Annotated in this window: 21 protein-coding genes; 6 read left to right on the forward strand and 15 right to left on the reverse strand. The window is 45.7% G+C overall.

The genetic code is table 11. The features are described from left to right. Window positions 1-136: 136 nt before the first annotated feature. A complete protein-coding gene (locus E8L90_RS24005) occupies window positions 137-1,636 on the forward strand; it encodes a malate:quinone oxidoreductase (protein ID WP_137031635.1) in 1,500 nt (499 codons plus the stop codon). A gap of 146 nt (window positions 1,637-1,782) precedes the next feature. On the opposite strand, the gene E8L90_RS24010 is transcribed toward E8L90_RS24005, so the two are convergent. After that, window positions 1,783-4,896 carry a S8 family serine peptidase gene (locus E8L90_RS24010; RefSeq protein ID WP_137031636.1) on the reverse strand — a complete coding sequence of 1,038 codons (3,114 nt, stop codon included), beginning with the start codon at window positions 4,894-4,896 and terminating at the stop codon, window positions 1,783-1,785. Window positions 4,897-5,127: 231 nt separating this feature from the next. Here E8L90_RS24010 and E8L90_RS24015 point away from each other — a divergent pair, with 231 nt between their 5' ends. Further along, window positions 5,128-6,207, forward strand: a complete 1,080-nt coding sequence (locus tag E8L90_RS24015; RefSeq protein WP_137031637.1) for an ankyrin repeat domain-containing protein — start codon at window positions 5,128-5,130, stop codon at window positions 6,205-6,207. 95 nt (window positions 6,208-6,302) lie between these two features. On the opposite strand, the gene E8L90_RS24020 is transcribed toward E8L90_RS24015, so the two are convergent. Continuing rightward, window positions 6,303-7,730: a M56 family metallopeptidase gene (locus E8L90_RS24020; RefSeq protein WP_137031638.1), complete on the reverse strand. Its 1,428-nt coding sequence runs from the start codon at window positions 7,728-7,730 to the stop codon at window positions 6,303-6,305. 3 nt (window positions 7,731-7,733) lie between these two features. Then, the gene (locus E8L90_RS24025) at window positions 7,734-8,111 is read right to left on the reverse strand and encodes a BlaI/MecI/CopY family transcriptional regulator (protein WP_047070220.1); all 378 of its coding nucleotides are present in this window, start codon (window positions 8,109-8,111) and stop codon (window positions 7,734-7,736) included. A 189-nt stretch (window positions 8,112-8,300) separates the two neighbouring features. Between E8L90_RS24025 and E8L90_RS24030 the strand changes: the two genes are divergently transcribed. The 3 genes from E8L90_RS24030 (at window position 8,301) to E8L90_RS24040 (ending at window position 12,554) form a co-directional block, all read left to right on the forward strand. Then, on the forward strand, window positions 8,301-9,443 hold the full coding sequence (locus tag E8L90_RS24030; protein ID WP_137031639.1) for a YcdB/YcdC domain-containing protein: 1,143 nt from the start codon (window positions 8,301-8,303) through the stop codon (window positions 9,441-9,443). 294 nt (window positions 9,444-9,737) lie between these two features. Continuing rightward, the gene (locus tag E8L90_RS24035) at window positions 9,738-11,291 is read left to right on the forward strand and encodes an RtcB family protein (protein ID WP_244297376.1); all 1,554 of its coding nucleotides are present in this window, start codon (window positions 9,738-9,740) and stop codon (window positions 11,289-11,291) included. Window positions 11,292-11,423: 132 nt separating this feature from the next. Then, window positions 11,424-12,554, forward strand: coding sequence for a hypothetical protein (locus tag E8L90_RS24040; protein ID WP_137031640.1), 1,131 nt, complete (start codon window positions 11,424-11,426; stop codon window positions 12,552-12,554). A gap of 55 nt (window positions 12,555-12,609) precedes the next feature. Here the strand turns inward: E8L90_RS24040 and E8L90_RS24045 are convergent, their stop codons facing one another. The 10 genes from E8L90_RS24045 to E8L90_RS24085 form a co-directional block, all read right to left on the reverse strand. Then, a complete protein-coding gene (locus E8L90_RS24045; protein WP_137031641.1) occupies window positions 12,610-14,154 on the reverse strand; it encodes a YcdB/YcdC domain-containing protein in 1,545 nt (514 codons plus the stop codon). A 64-nt stretch (window positions 14,155-14,218) separates the two neighbouring features. Continuing rightward, window positions 14,219-14,761 (reverse strand): RNA polymerase sigma factor, encoded by a 543-nt coding sequence (locus E8L90_RS24050; protein WP_137031642.1) that lies wholly within the window; start codon window positions 14,759-14,761, stop codon window positions 14,219-14,221. A gap of 106 nt (window positions 14,762-14,867) precedes the next feature. Continuing rightward, complete coding sequence (locus E8L90_RS24055; RefSeq protein ID WP_137031643.1) at window positions 14,868-15,254, reverse strand: VOC family protein; 387 nt, start codon at window positions 15,252-15,254, stop codon at window positions 14,868-14,870. Window positions 15,255-15,308: 54 nt separating this feature from the next. Continuing rightward, window positions 15,309-16,169, reverse strand: a complete 861-nt coding sequence (locus E8L90_RS24060; protein ID WP_137031644.1) for a helix-turn-helix domain-containing protein — start codon at window positions 16,167-16,169, stop codon at window positions 15,309-15,311. Further along, window positions 16,166-17,053 carry a TIGR01777 family oxidoreductase gene (locus E8L90_RS24065; protein ID WP_137031645.1) on the reverse strand — a complete coding sequence of 296 codons (888 nt, stop codon included), beginning with the start codon at window positions 17,051-17,053 and terminating at the stop codon, window positions 16,166-16,168. The genes E8L90_RS24060 and E8L90_RS24065 overlap by 4 nt, the downstream gene beginning before the upstream one ends. A gap of 117 nt (window positions 17,054-17,170) precedes the next feature. Then, complete coding sequence (locus E8L90_RS24070) at window positions 17,171-17,803, reverse strand: DUF1266 domain-containing protein (RefSeq protein ID WP_137031646.1); 633 nt, start codon at window positions 17,801-17,803, stop codon at window positions 17,171-17,173. Between the two features lie 21 nt (window positions 17,804-17,824). Further along, complete coding sequence (locus tag E8L90_RS24075) at window positions 17,825-19,714, reverse strand: tetratricopeptide repeat protein (protein WP_137031647.1); 1,890 nt, start codon at window positions 19,712-19,714, stop codon at window positions 17,825-17,827. 271 nt (window positions 19,715-19,985) lie between these two features. Next, the gene (locus E8L90_RS24080) at window positions 19,986-20,783 is read right to left on the reverse strand and encodes a hydralysin-2 (protein ID WP_137031648.1); all 798 of its coding nucleotides are present in this window, start codon (window positions 20,781-20,783) and stop codon (window positions 19,986-19,988) included. A 244-nt stretch (window positions 20,784-21,027) separates the two neighbouring features. Continuing rightward, window positions 21,028-21,186, reverse strand: a complete 159-nt coding sequence (locus tag E8L90_RS30375; RefSeq protein ID WP_167497619.1) for a hypothetical protein — start codon at window positions 21,184-21,186, stop codon at window positions 21,028-21,030. A 62-nt stretch (window positions 21,187-21,248) separates the two neighbouring features. Further along, the gene (locus E8L90_RS24085) at window positions 21,249-21,839 is read right to left on the reverse strand and encodes a DJ-1/PfpI family protein (RefSeq protein WP_137031649.1); all 591 of its coding nucleotides are present in this window, start codon (window positions 21,837-21,839) and stop codon (window positions 21,249-21,251) included. Window positions 21,840-21,989: 150 nt separating this feature from the next. On the opposite strand from E8L90_RS24085, the gene E8L90_RS24090 reads away from it, so the two are divergent. Further along, window positions 21,990-22,862, forward strand: coding sequence for a LysR family transcriptional regulator (locus tag E8L90_RS24090; RefSeq protein ID WP_137031650.1), 873 nt, complete (start codon window positions 21,990-21,992; stop codon window positions 22,860-22,862). A gap of 110 nt (window positions 22,863-22,972) precedes the next feature. On the opposite strand, the gene E8L90_RS24095 is transcribed toward E8L90_RS24090, so the two are convergent. Next, window positions 22,973-23,695, reverse strand: coding sequence for an amino acid ABC transporter ATP-binding protein (locus E8L90_RS24095; protein WP_137031651.1), 723 nt, complete (start codon window positions 23,693-23,695; stop codon window positions 22,973-22,975). After that, window positions 23,692-24,345, reverse strand: a complete 654-nt coding sequence (locus E8L90_RS24100; RefSeq protein ID WP_137031652.1) for an amino acid ABC transporter permease — start codon at window positions 24,343-24,345, stop codon at window positions 23,692-23,694. The genes E8L90_RS24095 and E8L90_RS24100 overlap by 4 nt, the downstream gene beginning before the upstream one ends. Between the last annotated feature and the right edge of the window lie 5 nt (window positions 24,346-24,350).

Here is a 24,350-nt window from a genome sequence, read left to right on the forward strand (position 1 = left end):
ATAGATAATTGAATCAATAAATAATTTCTATGATATAGTTATAGTTGTGAAAGGTAAGATGTTTGCGTAGCGTCTTGCAACGGGGCAAGGAGCTACTACTTCTTTTTTACAAAAACAGTAGATAAGGAAGGGTAATATGAGCTCCATACAGCAAAAAACAGACGTTATTTTGATTGGTGCAGGGGTCATGAGTGCAACTCTGGGAGCATTACTAAAAGAATTGGCACCGGAGTTGGAAATCAAGGTTTTTGAGAAACTCGCAAAAGCAGGGGAAGAAAGCTCTAACGAATGGAATAATGCGGGTACTGGCCACGCGGCACTCTGTGAGCTGAACTATACATCCGAGAAAGCTGACGGATCTATAGATATTAGCAAAGCGATTAAGATCAATGAACATTTTCAGCTGTCCAGACAATTTTGGGCTTACCTTGTAAAAAACAATCTCATCCAAAATCCGCAAGACTTTATCATGCCAATACCTCATATGAGTATGGTACAAGGCGAAAAGAATGTAAGCTTTTTGAAAAAACGTTTTGAAGCGCTGGCAAACAATCCTCTATTTCAAGGGATGGAATACTCCGATGACCCTGAAAAACTGAAGGAATGGATTCCACTTATTATGGAAGGCCGCGCATCGAATGAACCAATAGCTGCGACTAAAATCGACTCTGGTACCGATGTCAATTTTGGGGCTTTGACACGTATGTTGTTTGATTACCTGAAGACGAAAGACGTCAAGATCAACTACAACCATGCTGTTGAGGATATCAAACGTACCAGCGACGGTATGTGGAAATTGAAAGTGTACAATATGGGCACTGGTAACATCGAAGAGCATATTGCCAAATTCGTCTTTATCGGCGGTGGCGGTGGAAGCTTGCATCTGCTCCAAAAAACCGGTATTCCAGAGTCCAAGCATATCGGCGGTTTCCCGGTAAGCGGATTGTTCATGGTTTGTAAAAATCAGGAAGTCGCAGAGCAGCATCATGCAAAAGTGTATGGTAAAGCAAAGGTCGGTGCTCCTCCAATGTCGGTACCGCATCTGGATACCAGATACATCGACAACAAAAAATCGTTGCTGTTTGGACCTTTTGCGGGATTCTCGCCAAAGTTCTTAAAAACAGGTTCCAATATGGATTTGATCACTTCCGTAAAACCGAACAACGTCATCACGATGTTGGCGGCAGGCGTAAAAGAAATGGCATTGACCAAATACCTGATCGAGCAAGTTATGTTATCGCATGAAAAGCGCATGGAAGAACTACGGGAGTTCATTCCGAATGCGAAAAGCGAGGATTGGGGTATCGTGGTAGCGGGCCAACGCGTGCAAGTTATCAAGGATACACCAGCAGGAAAAGGTACCCTGCAATTTGGTACAGAAGTGGTTAGTGCCGCTGATGGCTCCGTAGCTGCATTGCTCGGCGCATCTCCAGGTGCTTCTACAGCCGTTCAGGTTATGCTTGAGGTATTAGAAAAATGCTTCCCACAACGTATGGCAGAGTGGGAACCGAAAATCAAAGAAATGATTCCTTCTTATGGCGTGTCACTTATGCAAAATCAAGAGCTTCTTCAAGAGATTCAACGTTCGACAGACGAGGTGCTTGGTCTTTGCGAGAAGGAACTAGCTTATAGTTAATTAGTTAATGGCAATCTTTTGGAACCTTTGATCCATTTTTGGATTGAAGGTTCTTTTTTGATTTCGCAGAGTAGGGGGATAAAAGGAAGAAGGCCCCGCACACATCATGGCGGAGCCTTCCTTCATCTATTAAGCGTCATACCAAACTACTCTACTGCCGCCTCCAACGTAACTTCTACCTTCACAGTCCTTGTAACCGACGCATCTTCCTTAGAAGTAATCGTCACATACAGGGTAACGGTTTCTTCACCTTCGGCAGGCAGCTCCTTCAAAATCCCCTCATCGTCGATAAACGCCGTATCAGAGCTCTTCGTCACCTGATAAGTCACATCATCGCTCTCTTCCGGCAGGGCAAGCACCGGCTGATCCAGCTCTGTAGTGTTCGCAACCTCAAACTCGAATTGCTCCTCGGCTCCTTCAACTACTTTTGACAAGACAGCGTTTTTATCAGATGCCTTAATCATGAAGGATTTCCAAGCCTCGTATTCGTTTACAATCTGCTCACCCTTCGGCTTGCTTTGGTCAACGCTGCGACCGACGAGCTTCAGCTTGTATTGGCCTGGATCGAGTTTTTTCGCTACTTGGGAACCATCGTAGTAAGTACCATCGAGATTAGAGAAAGTGATAGGGCCTGGCGCAATCAACGCGTAATTGTTGAACACGGATGCGAGAGTACCGACGTATTTATCGTCCAAGCTCCATGCTTCAACAGAGATCTGGTTTACGTCTTTGGCTTGCAGCTCGGCTTCGAGTGTGAACGAATCCTCATTGCCATCGCCATCAGGCGTGATTGTCGTATCGGACAGCTTCAGGTTGTCGAAACCGAAGTTGGTATCCTCACGTTTGTCTCCTACGTGCACAGCAAACGGCAGGCGCAGGTCAGGGGTGCCTTTCGCTTTCAGCAGTACTTCTCCTTCATACACGCCGTCTTTTGCATCGGAGTCAACGGACAGGTTGAGCTCAAATGTGGTCGCGCTGCCTTTTTTAGCGGAGATGGAATCAACGGAGATTTCCACATCAATGTCATCGACATCTGGCGTTTTGGAGCCTGGCTTGTACGGGTCTGTCGTGACGGACGGATGCATGATCACTTTTGCATCGTAAGAAACTTCGCTCTTGGACAGGTTTTTCAGCTGGAGCGTTTTCGTGACCGTATTGCTGCCAGCCTTCAGCAAGCCAAAGGAAACGTTATCTGCGTAATACGGAATGGTTTTCGGCTCAAAATCTTCGCCCAAAATGGTAAGCTGCTCTACCGTTGTCAGAATAGCAGGTGTTTTCGATGCGGCGTGGCCGTTTACGCGACCTGCACCTTGGGAGTACACATCGTACAGTGTGCCGTCTGGGCTATACAGCGGTTTTGAAGTGTTCGCAAGCGCTGCCTTGATATCGGCAGGTGTCCAGTCTGGATGTGCCTGTTTCAACAGCAGGGCGAGACCGGAAACGTGCGGAGCCGCCATGCTTGTACCGTTTAGACGAGCGTATGCTTTGTCGTACTTGGCGTCAGGGATCAGCTTGCTCCAAGATGGATAGCTGGATAGAACCGCTACACCTGGCGCAGCCAGATTCGGCTTGATGCTGTAATCGTCGCCCATGATTGGACCGCGTGAGCTAAATCCGGCGATGCGGTCGCCCGGATCATTTGTGCTTGGATAGTTTCCTGAGAACGTAAACGTCAGTGTTTTCGCTTTTTCAGGGTCAGCCAGCAGCTCTTTTGCCAGTGTCCGACCTTCCAGACCCTTCATGTCAAAGGTAGGGATCGCTTCGATCTGGTCACCAAGGATCGTGCTGACATAGCCCTCGCGATCACGGATATCCAGGTCAGCTACGCCATCCCCGTCGACGTCGTTACCGTTAAAGACCACGATAGCGACAGCGCCAGCTTTTCGGGCGTTTTCGATTTTTTCCGTGAAGCCGAGAGAACCGCGGGAAACGAGAGCGACTTTGCCTTTTACATTTGCCTTTTCAAAATCGCTGCGAGAGCCAAGGTTGGCATAGACGACTGGCAGCGGTTTGGTTCCGATGATGGAGGAGAAGTTATCCTTTTTCACTTGCCATGCCATCACTGGGAATTCGTATTTGGTTCCGAAGGACGAGGTTGCTGAGCCGTCATATTGTACGGTAGGGGAGTCTACCGCTGCAACTGTGATCGGCAGCCTCGCACCAGAAGGTGAGCCAGCCGTGTAGAAATGTCTGCCGCGCTCTTTGTCGGCTGCATTTCCACTCGATACAACCGTGATCACACCAGACAGTACCGCGTTATTCACAGCGATGGCATCTGGGGAGTCAGAGTCCTTCTCCATAGCGGAGCCAAGTGACAAGTTAATGACATCCATGCCGTCTTTCACCGCTTTTTCGATACCGTCGATGACCTGAGCGGAGCTACCGCCGCCTCGGCCCAATACGCGGTAGACGTAGAGGTCTGCACCGTAGGCAACCCCTTTTACCTGCACGTCCGAGTTCTTGTTTTTGGCGCGTCCTACGATGGTGCCGGAGACGTGAGTTCCATGGCTGGAGCCTTCATATCCTTTTCCATCGCGGTCCTCTTCCACAGGGATTGGCGCTTGTTCATAAGGGTCCTTGTCATTGTCGAAGGAGTCATATCCGCCTTTATAAGCATCTTTGAGATCAGGGTGCTTGTAATCGACACCGGTATCGATGACGCCGACCTTCAGTCCTTTCCCTGTCAGACCGTCTTTCCACATATCGAGAACGCCAATTTGTTGGAGAGGGGCCTGATCCCATTTGGTAGACGATGCTTTCTCGCTAACAGCATCAATTTCGGGAAGCTCATAATACGTATTCTGATAAATGCGCTTTACCTGTGGCAGTTCAGCCAGCTCTTCCAACTCGTCGGCTGACACCGTTACTTCCATCCCGTTGAATACATGCTCAAACTTGCGCTTTACCTTCAGTTTGACCTTGTTGTCTTTTGCCTCATCGAGGAAGGAAGCTTGCTCATCCTCTACTTTTGCTTGCAACGATCTAACGGAAGATTCAGAACCTTCGCTGTGTTTCGCGGTGATCGAAGGTTCACTTTGCAGCTCAATAATGACACTGACATTTTTGCTGGAACTGGTGTTCAGCAGGGGGGAGATTTTCGAGATTTCGGAGCCAAGCTCTACTTCCGCGTTGGTATACTCGTTTACTTTCTCCCAATCCTGTTCGCTTAACTCCACCGCTGCCAATGCATTGTAAGGAAGGCCACTCAGCATGAGTGATGCTGCAAGCGTAAGAGAAGCGAGAGTACGCATCTTCTTCATCGGTCCACTCTCCTTAAAAAATTATGTATAAGACGATTTGCATAAGTATTTCTCTTCTCGTAAAATTACTCCTTTTATTGGACAAAAACTATTTATCGAGCAAATTCGACAAAAATAGGCGTAATTGACTGTATTTTCAAACAAATAAGGGTAAAAAAGTAGTATTTTGTTGTTTTTTGTCAAATTTTTCTCTATATTTTTCATAAGACATAGGCTAGGAGAGGATAATCGATGATCATGTTGAAGGGTATCGGGAGGTTCGAAGAGCTGCCAGAAATCGCGATGCATATTTATCAAGGCAATGTTCCGGCTTTGCAAGATGCGATTGCCGCAGGCTGGGATATAGAAGAGGGCTTTGTGCTTAGCGAATATACGAAGATAAGCCCGTTGGATCTGGCGCTTGTTTCGGAGAAGCTAGAAGTTGTTAAGCTGCTGGTAGAGCAAGGCGTCAATTTGAATGTCAAAAATAATCCAGCTTTTTTGATGGCCGTACGTTATTGCAAGGAGGAAATCGTTCGTTATGTTGCAGCGCAAGGCGCCAAGCTGGACATGCTCAATCAGGTGCGCTCAGGCGCTTATTTGCAGGCTTACTACGGCAACAAAAAGAACATCCCACTCATTCAAGAGCTGGGACTGGATATAAGACTGCATGGCGGCGATGTATTGCGTAAAGCCGTGTCGGATCATGACCTTACGACCACGGCCTACTTGCTCGATCATGGCGTGGACATCAATTACAACAAACCAGATATGGTGTATCCGTATCAAGCGACCCCATTAACAGTTGCCACGCGCTTGGGGAATGTCGCCATGGTCAAGTATTTGGTTGAACGCGGTGCGGACGTTATGGTAGCGGAAAAGGGTGGAGAGCGCCCTTATACCATCGCGGTCAGCAGTAAAGATACTGAGTTGGCTGCGTATTTGAAATCGCTGGAACCTGCCGAGTTGCATGATGTGGAGAACAGAAAGCACGAGCTGCAAAAATATAAACTGACCGAAGAGGTGATTGGCTTCCTTACTGGAGAGGAGCTGCGTCTTGAGTTGGTCGAAAATGAGTATGATATCGGCTACATCGACTTTTTCACATTGACCGATACAATTGAGCTGAAGGTCGGTCGGCAAAAGCTACTGCGTTTGTCTGCCGAAATCGACAACTACTCCCATCTGCATCTTGTGTGGAATCCGAAGAAAAAAGGTAGCATAGGCTTGTATGATGAGGAGCATAAGGAGTATGCGGATTTGTGCAGCTTTACAGAACTTATCGCGCATGCTGATGTGTACTTGATCAAGTTTATGGAGGGTGAGTTGTAAAAGAAGAACCAATAAACAGCAATCAGACAAGCCAGATGGCAGTATCCGATTGCTGTTGGTTATTTGCGAGAAGTAGCGGGAGCTGCAAACGAAAGTTACCGCTTGTTCTCCCCGGGTTCCGTTGCACTTTTGACTGCCGGGTCGATTACGGGACTGTCCGTTATCACTGCGGGAGCTGGAGCAGGAGCAGGTTTAACAACGCCGGGAACAGAAGGTTTGCTTTTTGAATCGACTACGGGACTGCCCGTTATCTCTGCGGGAGCTGGAGCAGGTATAACAACGCCCGGACTAGAAGAGGTGCTTTTTGGGGCAGCTACGGGACTGCCCGTGTTCTGTTCGGGTGCCGGCTCGGGTTCTAAAGTAGGCGAGGCTTCGGAAGTTGAGGATTTACGTTCCGCAGAAGCGGGTTCCAAAGCGGTTCCCTCCCTATCCTCTTCCGGGTTATTTGCGGAAGCTACGGGATCCGCTTGAGAAGCCACCGGTTTGTTCTCTTCGTGTATCGCTATATTTCCGGATGCCGGAATGGACCTTGTTGAGTCTGGCGTTGTGGTTTCGGATTTTGTTGGGCTTAGTTTTAACATAACGCCCGTACCTATCGTAGCCAAAACGATAACCATCAAAAGCGAAATGCCCCATTTCTTGCTTCTTGTATCCATGATGGAAATCACCCTTTTCTTTAAGTCTAGTCTGCTGTCGGAGAAGCTGGTGGAGAGTAAGCTTTGTTCCCGGGATTGCTTCTTTATCAGGCCAATAATGGCCTCTACATACTGCTGGCGATTGCTCATATCGGAATGCTTGATGACTTCCTCGTCACAAGAGAGCTCGCATTGAAGCGCAATTTCCCGGGCCATTCGATAGACAAACGGATTAAACCAATGAAGGGCGGCGGCAATAAGCACAAGTGTTTTGTAGCCCAAATCCCCGCGTTTTAAGTGAATCAGCTCATGCTTCAGGATGAACAGAAGCTCATTGGACGAGATATTTTCAGACGGAAGCAAGATGATAGGACGGACAAAGCCGACTAGCATCGGGCTGGCAATACCCGGATAGACCCGCAAATCCACTTTTCGGGTTATGTTCATGTTCGCTTGAACATCCTGCAACAGTCGTAGCGCTTGTTGGTCCGAGCATTCCATGCCCCAACGCTTCATCATGTGCAGAAAATGTTTGTGCCGTATGGCGTGGTAAGACAAGAACACGATAACTCCGCCAATCCAGAATCCTCCAGCCAGTACATACCAAGGTATTGCCGCCACAGTTGCTGCTGAAGGAGTAATCCCCTGGTCAAGGGAGGTGTGGCCGACATTCTCCAGCACAGGGAGCAGTATTTCCAAGGAAACAACAGACGTGGGGAATTGGAAGCGAAACGGAATAATCAGACCGATGACAATGATCAGCCATGCATAGTAGCGCCCCTTGGCCGTAAATTGGTTCTGCAAGAAGGGGGTAGCGGCCATATAGAGGAGACCGATTACCGACATGGCGATTGAGCATTCCAGCAATGCTATCAGAAAGGTTTGCATCGGTTATTCCCTTTGCTCCTTGGCCCATTTCAGCAGATCATCCAGTTCTTTTTCGCTGGGTTGTTTGCCGTTGTACAGTGTATGGACGAAGCTCAAAAAAGAATTCTCATGATATTGCTTCATAAAATGCTCCGTTTCTAAAGCAAGGTACTCCTCTTTTCCTACAAGCGGAAAATATGTGCGTTCTTTTCCATCCTTCTCTGTATGCAAAAAGCCTCGTTCCACCAAACGCAGCATAAGGGAAATCACTGTAGGAGCTTTCCATTGGCGTTCTTTTCCGAGTTGCTCCATCACCGTTGCAGTCGTAATGGGTGGCTCGTTTCCCCAGACTACCTTCATGATTTCAAATTCGGCATCAGGTAGCTTCTTCCCATTTTTCATTACTCTCACTCCTTTTTTGACAGTTGTCTTATTTGTATTTTACAATTGCCAAAAATCAGATGTCAACCTATTTTTTACAATTGACTAAAACGAAGGTCTATAGGTCATTTTAATAAAAGTTTGTGACCTTTTCTCTTGGTGTCACGACTTATCAATTGGGAAATGTCGGAACGGAAGTGAGGAAATTACATGAAAAAAATGAATTCAATCTTGGCCTTGTTGATTGCAGCACCCTTGTTATGTAGCACAACGGTTTGGGCAAAAGACAAGAATGAGGTCAAGCTCCCTACGCTCGTGAATGAAACGTATGAAGAAGTCTTGGTATCGGTTCCTCAATTAAAACAGTACAAACTGACTTCCGTTGAACAGGAAGACGATCGTTTCGAGCTGATTTTGCAGGGAGAAGAAAAAGGGCAGCATCGGTCTGCCACGATCAAAATCGATGAAAAGTCAGGGGATTTGGTCTTATTCACTCATATTTCCTCGGTAGAGCAATCACAAAAACAACCATCAGATGAAATCGCCAAAGAAAGAGCCACAAAGTTCTTGAAAGAAATATGGGATGAGAAGTTTCACCGATACCAATTTACAGATGTCAAGCCTGCCAACATCAATTTTTATTATGTGGTTGAAAAGGGAGAGGACGTAATAGAGGAAATAGATGTACAGCGGGGTGGGAAGCGAGTCGTGTTCACTTCCCCAAATGATGGAGAGCCCATTCTTTCCGTGCTGGTTGAAGCTAGCGGAGAAATCTACAGTGTAGAAGAAGGAGAGATTTTCAACGTATCCAAGCTGGATGAGAAAGTGAAACAAACTGCCCAACGGTTATTGGAGGCTGTTCCTGAAATGAAGGAAGAAACGTATCATATAAGCAGGTCTGATAATCGTAACTCGAAGTGGTTTAAGGGGCCACATATGAGCTTAGAGAGAGATGTGATCCGTTATGTTTCGGAAAGTAGTAATAAGGTTAAGCTCATTTTTATTAACAACAGAACAGGGGAATTGACTGGCTTTTCTCTTCTAAAAGAGAGAGAAAAATCGAATAACCCCATTACGAAAGAGGCTGCAAAAGAAAAGGCAGCTCACTTTATTCAACAGGTTATGAAGGATAGTGACAAATATAAATTCGTGGGATCTAGGGAAAGGGTTTTGGGAGATGGTTATGTGGAGATAGAAGTCGGATTTACAACGCCATTGCCAGAGTACATCAACTTTGTAAAGCATCTTAAAATTTCTGTCGATCAAGATGGGAAAATAGCAGGGGCTACGACGGGAGTGGAAGAAGCAAATTCTGATTTCCAAGAATACCATGATGAAGGTGGCCCCCGATAATTTGGGGGCTTTTGTCTTTTTGTATTGACAGTAAAATTTACCCAATGGTAAGATCGTGAGCAAGAAACGAAAGGAGGAGGATTCGAACATGTTCGCATACGTAATCAAGCCTGAAACAAACAATGTAGCGATAAAATCCAACTCCATAGGTATGCCTTTTGCGCAATTGCGCTGTTTAAGGGTGAGCCAACTCCGTTTCCCATAGACTGCGGATAACGCCCTTGTGATAACCCAATAGCTCCAAGCGTAAAGGCTGCGATACCATGCTGCATTTTTTCATCCAGGAAGGAAGAAATGAGCATGAAAGCGGCTTTTTCTATTGAAAAACAAAGAACATACGTTCCTGTTAAAACAAACAAAGGTGGTTTTACATTGAGCAACACGCCGATTAAATATTTCATCAATCCGGAAGTAAAAGTGGAAAACAATGCGGTAGAGGAGCTTCATCGACTTTTAGAGGTGAATGAAACAATTGAAACGCTGCAAAAGCATTCACCCGATTATTTTGACGATCCCAATACAGGGGTTTTGGAAGTAGCCATTACGCCCGATTTTCACAAAGGAAGCGGGATTCCTGTAGGCACGACGTTGTTTACACGTGGGTTTGTACTGCCGCAAGCGATTGGCAACGACATTAACTGCGGGATGCGTCTGTATGTCACGGATTTGCACGAGGAACAGATTCGCACAAATCTGGATGCCATTGAACGGAATGTGCGCCATGTTTTTTTCGAAGGGGGCCGCAATATTCCCATGACACGGCATATGCGGGAAAAAATGTTCAAGGAAGGCCTGATCGGCATACTGGACAGCCACAAGGAAGCGAATGGCGAGGGAATTTGGCGTTATTACAACGAGAAGCAGCAGGAGCTCGATCTGAACCATGTTAACAAAATGGGGTCTTTTATCGCAGAATCGACGATTGGACTCGATGACTTCCTCGGTCCTGCTGAGCTCTCCCGTGATGCACAAATCGGTTCACTTGGCGGTGGGAATCATTTTTTTGAGATTCAGGTGGTCAAAAAAGTGCATCAGGGCTCTATCGCCAGTCAGTGGGGGCTGAAGGAAGGGCAAGTCGTCCTCATGATTCATACCGGCTCTGTTTCCATTGGTTATAACAGCGGGGCATGGATCAAAGAGATGCTGAAAAAGATGTACCCGACTTCCTTGAAGCATCCAGATAACGGCATGTATCCACTGCCTCTTTCGGAGCGTTCCCTGCCACAGTGGAAAATGTTTTGGAGTCTCCTGCACAATGCGGCGAACTTTGCATTTGCCAATCGATTGATGCTGGGGCTGATGATGTACAAATCGATTTCCGATGTGTTGGGCGATTTTGAACACAAGCTGCTGTACGATGCACCTCATAATTATTTGTGGGAGGAACAGCTCGAGCAGGTGGGCGGATTTTTGCATCGAAAAGGGTCATGTACGGCGAAATCGGCTGAGCAAATGATGGGCACGCCGTTTCAGTATACGGGCGAACCTGTGTTTATTCCCGGTTCTATGGGCTCGCACAGCTTTATTTTGGCGGGGCTAGGGAATCGGGACAGCTTGTATAGCGCAAGCCATGGCGCTGGTCGTGCACTTTCTCGCGGCGACGCTGCGAAAGTGGATGATGACAGATTTCGCGAGTTTCTTGCCAACTTCCGCGTGATTAATCCGATTGACCCGAAGCGGGCGGATTTGCGCGGACGGAGCGACATTTTGAAGAAATGGGAAGAAGAGCTGAAAAAAGAGGCGCCATATGCCTATAAAGATATTACCCCGGTGATTCAGTCGCATGTCGATCATGGGATGGCTGAGATTGTGGCCGAAGTGGCGCCGATTGCTACGGTGAAAGGGTAGATAGGAACATCCGAATTCACTTTTGTAGTAATTTGGAGGTTTTTTTACAAAAATTGCGACCTTTTTACTAGCTGTAACGACTAATTTTTGAAAGGAAAAAATTCCCTGAACTAATTATGCGGAGGGATTTAAATGCGAAATTTGAAAAAGACTTTGGCTGTGCTGGTTGCAGCGACGATGTTGTCCAGCACACCGGTTTGGGCAAAAGACTGGGACGAATCTAAACTCCCGAATCATGTGAAAGAAACGTATGAGGAAGTGCTCGAGCTGGTGCCGCAATTACAAGAATACGAAAAAAAAGAGGTAATAAATAGTTATGGAAACTATATCATTAACATTGATAAAAAGAAAAGGGGAGAATATCCATCAGCAACGATTGAAATTAATGGGGAAACAGGCGATTTCGTCTATTTCGAGCACATTTCCAATCTCGAGGAATCATCGAATCCGCCTTCTGATGAATTAGCGAAAGAAAAAGCAACGGAGTTCTTGAAAGAAATACTGGATGATAAGTTTGAGCAATACAAATTTGATAACATCAAAGAACATACCGTTAGGACTCGTAATGACGATGAAGATGGAAGCGAAATCATTGTTGAGCGTGATGTCAAACGGGTATATTTCACTACAGAGAATGACAATTTGTTGAATCTTGAAGTGATCGTGGACACTGAAGGTACCATCTATAGCGTATTACCCATTTTAACTGAAGAGAAGTTGGACCAAAAAATACGAAAAGCTGCCGAGCGGGTATTTGAGGTAGTTCCTGAGTTGAAAGAGGGGCCATATAAAATATTTAGAAGGGATCGAAGTGCAAATAAAAGTTTTAAAAGACCTGAGTTGAGCCTAATGCGAGACGAGATCCTCTATAGTAACAATAATGGGGCCTTTATTATTGACAACATCACCGGGGAGTTGAACAATTTATACATTGATGAGACGGATGAAAAATCCAATACCCCCATTAGTAAAGAGGTAGCGAAGGTAAAAGCGGCGCAATTTATACAGCAGGTTATCGAGGACAGTGAGAAGTACAAATTTGTGGCACTTGGAACGCCGTATTCGGAAGTAAATGATTCGGGGACGGTCGTTGGATTTACAACACCTTTTCCAGAGGATGAACGGTATGTAAAACATTTGCAAGTGTATGTAGCTCAAAATGGAAAAATCCTATCGGTAAAAGCTAATGTAGAAGAAGAATCTTTTGATTTTGAACAACACTATAAAGATCTAGAACAACCTTTGGCTAGAGAAAAGAAGTAATCATAGCTGAAAGCCTCCGATCATGATTCGGAGGCTTTCTTCTTGTCGAGTAGATTCACCATATCACCTTTTTACCTGATCTCGCATCAATCCCGGTTCGTGTTGTCTCTTTTTTTATGATCGTATAAATCAATTGCGGAGGTTGATTTGCACCTGATAGCCCGGGGTTGTTCGCGTACACCAATTCCAGCGGACTATCTTCCAAAAGACGCTCGATTGCTGTTTCTTGAAGAATGACGTTAACAGGTTCTGGTAAGGTATCCGTACTTGTAGTCAAATCTCCATCGATGCGAACTGCTTGCTCCGTTTCAAGGTCTATCGAAACCTCGAAGGTACGATCAATAATGGCGATGTTATGGTGCATTGCTTGGAATTGGATGGTTATCTGAGACGTAGATGAATTACGGATGATGTTTTTGACACGTAATTGCTGAATGCTTTTATCGAGAAACTTCTGTAAAAAGAGAGAAGCTGATTCAATATAAGCCTCTGTCGGCTTCGGATCGGGTATCTTTTTACTGCTCTCTTCTTCTTTTTCTTTTTCATGAAAATAATAGCTGACGACCTGGCCTGTATCGGCGATCACATCCATTGAAACACTTTTCTGCTTATTGGCAGAAAACCATTTATAAACAGTAATGTTCTGAGGTTGTTTGCCGTTATTATTGGATGAATCATATTGAAAAGCCATTTCATGCATGGGGAGTTGGAGCTCCTTAGAGAGGAATGCAGCAGCCTCTTTTTCATCACGTACAAATTGCCCCCCATGTGGTGTAATCGGAATGAGTTGCTTTTGCTCTTCTTTTTTAACCGTTCCGTCTATGGCATTGATGTTTCTGAATAAACCGGGAAAATAGACGAGCTTTGATTGATTTCTGACATAAGCGAGCTCCACTGAATCCCCAAAAACTTGTTGAGCCTGCTCCATAGGAATCGCTTTGGCCGGGTCAGGAAACAGCTGCGTATTCCATTGTTTATTTCCGCTGAGTGCCAACGATTGCGTTTTCTCTCCTTGAACCTGCACGAGATAGCCGCTATCCAAGTAAGGAATACCATTTACCAACCTCGTGAAATAATACTGCCCTGTTTTCTCATTGGAGAGAGAGGAGTGAGCCTGGTATTCATTGACGTTTTCGCCCACGATTTTTTGAAGGTGAGTCCAAACAGGAGCAGGAATATCAGGCGGGGCAACCGGTGGACTTATTGGCGGACTTACTGGTTGTCTCTGTTGGCTTTCTCCAGTCGGAGTTTGGTTGATCTGTTCCGGATTGATTTTGGTTTTGTCGACTTGCTCAGTCCGAGCTTTACTTGTTTCCTTTGGAGAAGTCTTTGTAGGGGGATTCTTCTTTTGTACGGTCGGTTCCTTACTTATTGGATGCTTGGGCAATATCGGCAGCTCGGTTTTGGGCGGCTCTACGACTTCAGCAGGTGGAAGAGAAACGGTTTTCGGCTTTTCCACACCCACGTCATGCATATTCGCAAGTCCAAAGACCAAAAAAGCAGCCGCTGCGACTCCACCTGCTTTAGCAAGCACCAGCAGCTTTTGCTGTTGCTTTAATTTTCGTGCCCTTTTTTGCAAATCATTTTGCAGATACGTCACGAAATCTTCTCTGGGCTGTTCAGAAAGAGACATTTCCTTTAGTTGGTCGAGAAGCTCTTTGTCGTTATCGTTTAACGTTTTCAGTTTGCAACCCTCCCGGATAGTAATGAGGCTTGAGCTTCTGCTGCAAGATCTGCAATCCGCGGCTAAAATCTGTTTTTACCTTGGATTCTGTACATCCGAGGATTTCTGCTGTTTCTTTAATGCTGAATTCCTTGATTCCACGTAAATAAACAGCCATACGGTGCGCTGGTTTTAACTTTCTGATCGCATCCATCAATTCATGCTGCGTTTCTTTGCTCTCCCAAGAGCTCTCTGGAATGCCATCTTTGGAATGGAGCCTTTTCAGCCATTCGCTAGGTAACAGCTCGTACATTTTTCTGCGGCGGTACGCGTCAATCGCTGTATATTTGGCAATGGAAAAGATCCACGTCTTCATTTCAGAGCGTCCGTCATAGGTGGGAAGAGCCTTTAACAGACGAATAAAAACTTCTTGAGTCAGGTCCTCGGCTTCGGTGTGATTTCCAGTAAAGTAGAGAAGGAACTGATAAATATCCAAATGGTACTTCTTATGGATGGACAATATCTGTTGCTCTAGATCATGCAAAAAGGCTCCCCCTAAACCCCGAAATATACTGCTCACCTATTAGTCGTAAGAAACTGGAAAAAGGTCGCGTTTTTTTGAGGAAAATAAAAAAAGAGACCGTTCAAACTTAAACGGCCTCTCCTTGTACTTCGCTCACGAAGGCATGTGTATTCTCTTCTGTGTCTTTGAAGAAGGTCATCCATGTTTCTGTTTGCCCCATTTTGGCTACGAGATGTGGCTCGTCGATAAACGGAACGCCCCTATTTTTAAATTCTTCAAAAGCGGTTTGAATGTCATCCACGTGAAAGTAAAGGACGGAGCTGGCGTGTGCAAATTGTTCTTTTTCCGGCAGGCTCAGCATGAGGCGAAGTCCGTTACATTCAAAGAACGCCATATTGCCTGTCTGAAACAAAAGAGGGAGCCCGAGTTGCTCTTTGTAAAAATGGACGGCCTTTTCTAGGTTTTTGACAGGGATGCCGATTTGCCCTACTTTTTGAATCAGGTTCGTTTGCATGATAAAGTCCCCCTTTTGTTCGCGTTTCCTTATCAGAATAAACGAATCCAAAGATTATTTCTTATCCAAAATCACTTTTTTTCTGAATGACAGAGGAGAAATCCCGGCATGCTGCTTAAACATTTTGCTAAAGGAAACAGGGTTACTGAATCCAACCTCAAAGGCGATGTCGGTCATACTGAAGTCCAGTTTGGCTAACAGCTGCTTGGCTCGTTGTATCCGGTATTCCGAAATATGCTGGTGGGGCGTTTTTCCATACACTTGGGCGTACGTTCGCAATAAATGGTTGGGAGATAAACAAGCAATCTGTGCGATCTCATCGAGCCTAATTGGATGATCATAAAAAGCCCGTATATAATCGTGGGCGGTACTGATTCTTCGATATAGCTCTTCGCGCGTTGATTGCCGAAGCGCGTGCAAAGCGTCCATTTCTTTTCTTACATCGAATTGTCCGAGCAATATGGTCTGCATAATCTGGTGAAATTGTTCTTCATAACCGATGGATTCCCGATCAAGGAAGGTGAGACCATCTTTCAAAGTCGTTAACTGGGAAGTGAGTGTATGGCTCGTATGATAGGTTTTTTCAAAGAAACCAATAGAAGCTGTGTCTTTATAAGGATCGCTAAGTAGTCTATTCGTCGATTCCTTGAGCGATTGGAAAATCTTCTCTGCAAAACCATGCTTGAAGAATATACAAAACGATTCCACTTCCTCATCTTCCTCGATGGAAATGGTATACTCCCCTTCATTTAGCAAGAGATACCTGCCCTCTTCCACAGCAAAAAAGCCTTTACTCGTCTTGTAATGTGCTCTTCCATTACGAAATGTTTTAATGGAAAGCTGCCCATCCCCTTCCCAGTAAAATTGCTTGCTTTTTGCGTGGAGAACATAGTTCCTGGAAGGCTTGTCGGTCATTTCACGATATCCTGCAACGTCTTATCGATATGGGCAAAACGGAACTGGTATCCTTCACGCTCAAGCCTTTCTGGAATGACCCAGCGGCTTTTTAACACCAGCTCTGTTTCCGTTCCGATCATTATAGCTCCCATTTCTAGCATCCATTTGGGAGAAGGCAGTCCGAAGCTTCGATTCATTACGCTGCGAAAGTGCTGCATGAATTCACGGTTTGTGACGGGATGTGGAGAAGAACAATTGAATACCCCGCTTAAATCTTCGCGTTCTTTTAAAAAGAGAATAATTTGATACACATCTTCAACATGTATCCAGCTAAAGCGCTGATTGCCCGATCCTTGGACACCGCCAAGACCAAAGCGAACTAGATTCTTGTAAGGCTCGATCACACCGCCGTTTTCGCCTAGCACGATCGCCAGACGTAAGGATACTTGTCTCGTATGCGGCAAATCAAAGGAAAAGAAGGCCGCTTCCCATTGCTTGGCGACATCGACGGAAAAGCCAGTTCCAATCTCCCCGCTCGCTTCTGTCATGGGACGATCCTCCGCGTGCCTGTAAATGGTGGCCGTGCTGGAGTTGATCCAAAGCGATGGCGGATTTTTGCAAGCCAATATTGCCTCGCCGAGTATATGGGTGGTTTCTGTCCGAGATTTCAGGATTTCTTCCTTGTTCTTCTCATGGTAACGACAGTTGACGGATTTGCCCGCCAGGTTGATGAGCAGCTCGGAATCTTCCAAAGCTTCCACGATTTTCGCGTGATTGTCCCACGTTATATGAGGGGAAGTTCTGGCGATGACCGTTACTTCGTAGCCAAGTTGATTGAATTTGTCTGCCAGATACTTGCCGATAAAGCCAGTGCCGCCGGCTAGAATGACTTTCTTTTTCATAAGATCAACTCGCTTTCTGCAGTTTCGAATTTCTTACAATAATTGTAACATAATGTAAGGTTGCGGCAGCATGTATCCGTCATGTCTCTTCACCCAAATGGGAAGAGCTTTTATTGATTAGCGAAAATTTGAAAAGTCCGTATGCCAGATAGATTTCGATAGCATGTAGTGTTCGGAAACAAAGCAACGTGAAAAATTCCAATCATTTTGGCGCAGGTGATCCAGCGATGTTTGCGCAGTCATAAATTGATAGCCGGCGATATATGCTGTGATAAACTCGCTCCAGCTGTTATAGGCTTGCTGCGCTTGTCTCACAGCCTGTAGCTTAAACTGCCGAGCTTCCTCTTTGCTGATATAGCCGCCTTCCCGTCTCGTACCGCTCAGGTAGGAGACCCAGGCATAATCATAGGCGGCAATCCCTTCATCTGGGAGTCTTCGCAGATAGTAATGAACGACCTTTGCCTTGCCGACGCGATCCTGATCTGGTTCCAGAGAGTTGATATATTCCGCGCGTCCTGACTCTGATAACGCTGATAAGAAATGGTGAAGCCGGGAAAAATCTTTCCGCTCGCCTTCATTTAGCATCCACGATAGTCTCTCTTTCTGACTCGCTGCGTCTCTTATTCCCCGTTTGCTATAGTTATCCTTTATTTCGATGAGGACTGTATCTGCCCCGATCCCAATAGCTGAATGCATACTGTTGGTAAAGAAGTGAAATTGTTTTTCTCTTTTACGCTTGAATGTGAACATGTATGAAAAGTTCACTCCTTGTTAATAGACTCGAGTGATGATATACAGCTTGTACAGTGAACCAAAGAAGAAGCGATACAAGACCAAAAGAAGCAGCCCGTAGAAATAAATCTCCAACGGTGGGCTCGGAATCGTCATATACCTTACGTCGATCATTTGATTTTGATGGAGCTTGGTGAAATCGAACATAGGGTTCAACTCCAACTGCTGTAACATCTTCTCTGTGTCCATCAGTACCTTAGGCGGTATATCCATTACCTGCCCCATTTCAAATTCTAAGATTCCGGTTTTTTCAATCTCGATCGAACTTTCCTTCGTAATGACAAGGATAGGCGTATCACCCAGATAGCCAATATTCACCCAGCCTGAAGGAGTAATGCTTCTGATGGCTCCGGTTTCATTGAGCGTTAGATAATTGTCGTAAGCGATGGAGCTATTTCCGTCCTTATTGGTTTTGGAATATCGATAAATTTTCAGATCATGGAGATTCGTTATCTTCGTCTGAACAAACTGATTGGGTCCTATCTGTCCCAAAGCTTCTGGCGATGATATGTTGACCAGTCCATTCAAGTGAAGCTGAATATATGAAATGGGAGTTAATTTTGTATGATCCACAAACGCGTTGAATAGAAGAGATTGAAAAAGCATGATGAGAGCAAGGGCCACCGTAGCTATGGCTACTTGAAAATGAATGGCTGGCTTTATTTGTTTATTCAAGCCTTCCCGTTCGCCCAGCTCCGCAGTCAGTTGCTGTAAGGCAAGCTTCCGTTCTTTGGCTGGCAGCTTCTTTGCTTGCTTCATCATGCTTCCACGAATCTGGGTGAGCAAAATGAGCGCCTCGTAATCGTGCGGACTGTTTGCGAGCAGCTGTTCAAATGTGACTTTTGCTTGAGCTGCATTACCCAGCTTCAGCTGACATTTTCCAAGTAGGCTCAGTGCTTCCGGATGGTTTGGGAGTTGAGACAAGATGTACTCGCAGTCCTTCTGAGTCTCGGTGATATGTTGTTTGTGGTACCATATGTAGGCTCGAGCCAGGTAGCTGTCGATATCGTCTGGCTGAATGCTAATGATACGGGAATATGCGTCGAGTGCACCATCCGTGTCTCCGATGCGCTGGCAATACTCTCCCTGGAGACGAAGCAATTCGGGTTCATCGGCAAATAAGGCAATAGCCGCGTTAAGTGAGCTGCTTGCTTGCTCCAGTTGATTTTCTTTCAAGGCTTGATAAGCTGCATCGCGGTAAGACAAAAATAGATCAAGATCGAGATGGGGCGCCGCAAGCAACGTGTCAAAACGCAATCCTGGCTCGTCTAGCTGCTTCAGATAGTATTGGCAAAAATTTTTCGAGTGCTTGTCCATATAAAGAGGCTTTTGAATAAGCTCTCGCCATTGAAAGCAATCCTCTAGTAGTAACCACACGCTTTTGGGCAAATGGTGGTGCTCGTGTAGAAAGTGAAAGAGGCGATCACTGACGATTCTGCTCTGATGTATATTCCACACTAAGTCAGAACGGAGCAGCTTTGTCCAATTTTCCGGATAGATTCTGGAAGGGAAATCGTCGTACAAAGCTTTTACTTGCTCCATAATAGTGTCTATCTGTGCAACTGGATCATTGCGCTCTGGTTCGGCGTCCATATGTTGAAAGGGCAGCCGACGCTGAACAGTGAGGATGGGAGTATCCTCTTCCATTTGTACAGGGGGTTCTGCATCGGCTATGGATGTCACTTCTGCCTTTGGTTTTCCCTGTCGCTGCTTCGCCATCTTGATGGCCAGATCGTATGCTTCTCCCAGTTGTTGGTAGCCCTCCGAATCCTCTTCCGGGTGATGCAGCTTCAGCTTTTTCGCATAGGCTTTTTTAATCGTCGAAATATCATCGGTAGGATCGATGTCCAGTATCCTCCAAATATTCACAAGTCGTCACGCCACCTTTTACGTGTGATTCATCTGTTGTTTCATGATTATAATCGACTAGGATAATTTTAACTATCATGGAAAAATAAAAAAGACGCAGACCTTCTTTCCTTGTGAGAAGAAGCTCCGCGTCTTTTGACAGGTATGGTCGTTGCAATTTCGAACGGCGTAAACACATCATAGGGTTGCAGGTAGGTAAGACTCTTCCCACTGAGTCGGTTTTGTTTGTCCAATCTAGCCCAAACAGCTATCTACCATCCTGCTGGAATCATCAAAGAAGTATTATATCCCCAGTAATATCTAGTGCACTATATTTCGCGATTTCTTGTGGCGTTAACGACTCAGACTCGCCAATTTCTGTATTAACATCAAAGATGACTGTATTTTTAATTGTACCTTTAATTTCACCTGTTGTCTTATTTAATACTAAAGCAGCATCAGTAAACTTATAGTAGTGATCTTCAACCTTTTTCGGGAAATTTGCACCAAATCTACCTGTTACTTCAATAGGAGCTGTAAATTCCATTGATTCTTTTAATTTTGTACCAACCATCGTTATTTTTTTCTTACTTTTAGCAGGAACCGTGACTTCTACAGTTGCTGTAGCAGTTTTTGATTCTGTTTCAGATTTTGACTCACCTACAGTGGTACTAATCGAAAATTCCAGCCCTGACTGGAAAACTCCTTCGATACCAAAACTCGTTGATATCGTTAAACCTGTCGTGCTTTCTGATGACCATGATTGCTCATTCATCCAGCTCGCTTGAACTTCTAATGTAAGGGTTGCTTTTTCCTTTCCACGATTTACAGCCGTATGACTACTAACTACTTCATCTATTGGAGGTTGACTGGCTCCGTTTGAATAAGAGAATGGTCCTACTGTTTTATAGCATGGATGACCATAACGCTCTGTGATAGCAGGTTCAACAGCATCAAAATACGTTTCACTGTTAAGCGCAATACCATCGGGATTAACCCCGTATCTATTCTTAAATGCCTGCCTAACACTTTCTGGACTTGAATTTAACGCAGGTAAATCTGCAAATAATAGCTTTTCTTGAACTGACATTTCCCAACCTCCCGTAATTGGTTTTTATTTACACTATTAGGTAAGTGATTTGATAAGAACATCAAATTACTCTATTTGGTAAATTCCTCTTATGACCTAGGGCTGTCATCAAGATTTAGCTGTGCCTTGTTTTTGCTGATCAGGACGATGTGTATCCGTAGAAAATAACCATCACGGACATAAGAAAGCCCCACCTTTACACGTGAAAGGTGAGGCAACGATAGTACACCAAGTCGTTAAGTTTTTACTCTTCCGGCGTTCGATCCAGGAACAGCCGCGTTACCTTTGTGTAATCCCCTTTTTCCACTTCTGTTTCCGTCGCCTTTTCTTCCAAAGGATCATGACCGGACATGCTTGGCGCTACTGTAGGCTCGTGCTCGGCAGAACCTTGCTTTTTCTCCATGATTCACCACTCCTTTTGCCAGTAGGGTGTGATGGATAAAGCGTTCTTATTCTCGCACTCATTTATACAAGAAACCCCATCAAGCGTTTCACTTGGTCGGTGTTTTCGCGGGATGTCAGCGACTCCAGAAGAGTAAACGCCACATCAAAAGCGGTCGATGGATTGTACGAGGTAATAATATTGTTGTCGATCACGATGGATTGGTCAGGGATAACATTCGCACCCATTGCTGCCAGCTGCTTTTGTCTCAATTGGTTGTTCAGGTTGTAGGTCGTTGCGTTTCGTCCATGTAAAATCCCACTTTTGCCGAGGGGCAGTGCGCCAACACAGATGGAGGCGATCACTTTGCCTTGCTTTTCAAATTCACGGATGAAAGCGAGAACGTCCTCGCGATAAGCATCCTCATAAAAGCCTGCATGCTCAAAACCGCCAGGCAGTGCTAGTGCATCGAAGTCATTTACATCCGCCTCATCGATCACCATTTCGGGGATTACGGTAAAATTCCACGTGCATTTCAACTCTTTGCGCGTTCCCACCGTCACCAGCTCCGTTGTCCCGTCGCCCTCTTCCTTATTCCAGCCGATTACATCTGTAAATACGCTGGCCTCTACTGCTTCAAAACCATTCGGTAATAACAAGCACACTTTTTTCATCGAAAATCAGCTCCTCTGTTCGAATCGTTCAAGCCGTACCGGTACATACCAAGAATGATATGCTATCATTAGTTATTAGTAAAAATGAAAGTTCTGAAGATGATCTTCAGAATTTCTAATAATAAAACAAGCGGGCAAGGGGGAGTGAGCATGGAAATTCGCCAATTTCAAACCTTTAAGGCAGTCGTCGATTTCAACAGCTTTACGAAGGCCGCACAAGCACTGCAATATTCACAGGCGACGATTACGTCCCATATTCAGCAGCTGGAAGAAGGAATGGGTGTCCCCTTGTTTGATCGACTGGGAAAGAAAATTCAGTTGACCGCCTATGGTCGCGAGCTGTACACGTATGTCGAGGAGCTGTTGACTTCGTACGCGAAGATCAAGGATATATCGGCGAATGAGCAATCACTGCAAGGTGAGTTACGCATCGGAGCCTCGGAGACGCTTACGATCTATCGGCTGGGTGACATTTTGTCCAAGTACAGAGCGAGCTACCCGGGCGTAAATATTTCATTCGTGATGGACGACTGCATTCGCTTGCGGGAAAAGCTGCATGAAGGTCTATTGGATATCGTGATCACGCTGGAGCCAAGACTCGATGATCCGAATCTGGTTGTGGAGCCGTTCTCTACCGAACGGCTGGTTTTTATCGGGGGGCGCGATCATTCGTTTGAAAAAATAGAGGATGCTGGCGAGGAATGTATGATTTTCAGCGGGGAGCATTGTGCTCTGCGGCGGTTTTTTCAACGCTTCTTGGAAAAAAGGGAGATCAAGCCGAGGCACCATCTGGAATTCTCCAGTATGGAAGCGATCAAGCAGAGTGTGGCGAACGGTCTAGGCGTGAGCTTGATGCCGTATATTAGCGTCGAGGCCTTGTTGAACGAGCAAAAAGTGAAAATGATAGCGTGCGAGGAAGAGCTGTTGTTCTATGCGCAAATTGCCTACCATAAAAACAAGTGGCTTTCACGGGCGCATAAGAAGTTTATTGATTTCATGCTGGAAAATCGGGATATCGGGTAAAGCGACAACCAACCAGTCTGTTTTGGGAGAGAACCAGAGCAGGCCGAAGTGAAATAGGAAAAAACAAGCGGGCATGATGGGTGAAAAATCGCATCATGCCCGTTGCTTGTCTATAGTACTTTACTGAGAAACGCCTTGGTTCTCTCATGCTGGGGATTGTCAAAAATCTCGGCAGGCGTGCCTTCTTCGACGATGTATCCGCCATCCATGAAAATCACGCGATCAGCTACTTCACGGGCAAAGCCCATCTCATGTGTAACCACAACCATCGTCATTCCTTCTTTGGCCAAATCCTTCATCACCTGAAGAACCTCTCCGACCATCTCCGGGTCGAGTGCAGAGGTAGGCTCGTCGAACAGCATGATGTGAGGGTCCATGGCGAGCGCACGGGTAATGGCTACACGCTGTTGTTGACCACCAGACAACCGATCAGGGTACACGTCTCGCTTGTCTGCCAAATCTACTTTTTTTAGCAACTCCAGCGCCTTTTGTTCATTTTGCTGGCGCTCTGAATTTTTGACGTGCTTGGGCGCAAGCATGATGTTTTCCAAAACAGTGAGATGCGGGAAGAGATTGAACCGCTGAAACACCATCCCGACACGCTCTCGCAGCTTGTTAATGTCCACTTTGGGGGAAGTAACCGCCACGCCCTCAATCGTGATCTTGCCAGATGTCACCTCTTCCAACTGGTTCAGGCAGCGCAGAAACGTACTTTTTCCCGAGCCGGAGGGACCAATGACACAGACTACTTCGCGCTCTTTAATGGTAGTCGAGATGTCTTTTAAGACTTCCAACGAGCCAAAGCTCTTTTTCAAATTTTCTACATGAATCATTTCGCGTACCTCCTCTCAAGGGAACGGGATAGCAGACTGAGGATGTAAATCATCAGGAAATAGAAGACCGCTACCACAGCCCAAATTTCGAATGAGCGAAAGTTGCTAGAAATGATAATCTCACCACTGTTCATCAGCTCACGGATACCAATGACGGTTAAGAGCGAGGTGTCTTTTAGCGTCACGATGAATTGATTGACGAAAGCAGGAATCATGCGGCGAACAGCCTGAGGCAAGATAACCAGGCGCATGGCTTTTCCGTGCGTGAGTCCCAGGGAACGAGCCGCTTCCATCTGTCCTTTATCAATGGAGAGAATCCCTCCGCGGAAAATTTCAGCCAGGTACGCTCCGGCATTGAGACTGAGCGCAAGAATACCTGCGGTTGTTTCTGGAATTTTGATATCAAGGACAGGCGGCAATCCAAAATAAATAAAGAAGATTTGAACTAACAGCGGTGTGCCGCGGAGAAAGTCAACGTAAGCGGTTGCAAGGCCGCGGAGTATTTTGGAGCGGCTGGTGCTCATTAAGCCAAAGAGCAATCCGATTAAGAGAGCGAAAAACAGGGAAATAACCGTTATTTTTAACGTGACCACAGAGCCTTGGGCCAATACAGGAAGCGCATTGCCAATGACATCCCAACTACTGCTCATTTGGA

Source organism: Brevibacillus antibioticus, from assembly GCF_005217615.1.
GTDB classification, from domain to species: Bacteria; Bacillota; Bacilli; order Brevibacillales; family Brevibacillaceae; genus Brevibacillus; species Brevibacillus antibioticus.

Excerpts from the sequence above, each read along its gene's own strand:
- E8L90_RS24005 (WP_137031635.1), top strand. The coding sequence starts at position 137 with ATGAGCTCCATACAGCAAAAAACAGACGTTATTTTGATTGGTGCAGGG.
- E8L90_RS24095 (WP_137031651.1), bottom strand. The coding sequence starts at position 23,695 with ATGATTCATGTAGAAAATTTGAAAAAGAGCTTTGGCTCGTTGGAAGTC.
- E8L90_RS24080 (WP_137031648.1), bottom strand. The coding sequence starts at position 20,783 with ATGTCAGTTCAAGAAAAGCTATTATTTGCAGATTTACCTGCGTTAAAT.
- E8L90_RS24020 (WP_137031638.1), bottom strand. The coding sequence starts at position 7,730 with ATGCAAACCTTTCTGATAGCATTGCTGGAATGCTCAATCGCCATGTCG.
- E8L90_RS24035 (WP_244297376.1), top strand. The coding sequence starts at position 9,738 with ATGAGCATGAAAGCGGCTTTTTCTATTGAAAAACAAAGAACATACGTT.
- E8L90_RS24015 (WP_137031637.1), top strand. The coding sequence starts at position 5,128 with ATGATCATGTTGAAGGGTATCGGGAGGTTCGAAGAGCTGCCAGAAATC.
- E8L90_RS24100 (WP_137031652.1), bottom strand. The coding sequence starts at position 24,345 with ATGAGCAGTAGTTGGGATGTCATTGGCAATGCGCTTCCTGTATTGGCC.
- E8L90_RS24060 (WP_137031644.1), bottom strand. The coding sequence starts at position 16,169 with ATGACCGACAAGCCTTCCAGGAACTATGTTCTCCACGCAAAAAGCAAG.
- E8L90_RS24065 (WP_137031645.1), bottom strand. The coding sequence starts at position 17,053 with ATGAAAAAGAAAGTCATTCTAGCCGGCGGCACTGGCTTTATCGGCAAG.
- E8L90_RS30375 (WP_167497619.1), bottom strand. The coding sequence starts at position 21,186 with ATGGAGAAAAAGCAAGGTTCTGCCGAGCACGAGCCTACAGTAGCGCCA.
- E8L90_RS24040 (WP_137031640.1), top strand. The coding sequence starts at position 11,424 with ATGCGAAATTTGAAAAAGACTTTGGCTGTGCTGGTTGCAGCGACGATG.
- E8L90_RS24090 (WP_137031650.1), top strand. The coding sequence starts at position 21,990 with ATGGAAATTCGCCAATTTCAAACCTTTAAGGCAGTCGTCGATTTCAAC.
- E8L90_RS24070 (WP_137031646.1), bottom strand. The coding sequence starts at position 17,803 with ATGTTCACATTCAAGCGTAAAAGAGAAAAACAATTTCACTTCTTTACC.
- E8L90_RS24010 (WP_137031636.1), bottom strand. The coding sequence starts at position 4,896 with ATGAAGAAGATGCGTACTCTCGCTTCTCTTACGCTTGCAGCATCACTC.
- E8L90_RS24025 (WP_047070220.1), bottom strand. The coding sequence starts at position 8,111 with ATGAAAAATGGGAAGAAGCTACCTGATGCCGAATTTGAAATCATGAAG.
- E8L90_RS24030 (WP_137031639.1), top strand. The coding sequence starts at position 8,301 with ATGAAAAAAATGAATTCAATCTTGGCCTTGTTGATTGCAGCACCCTTG.
- E8L90_RS24085 (WP_137031649.1), bottom strand. The coding sequence starts at position 21,839 with ATGAAAAAAGTGTGCTTGTTATTACCGAATGGTTTTGAAGCAGTAGAG.
- E8L90_RS24055 (WP_137031643.1), bottom strand. The coding sequence starts at position 15,254 with ATGCAAACGAACCTGATTCAAAAAGTAGGGCAAATCGGCATCCCTGTC.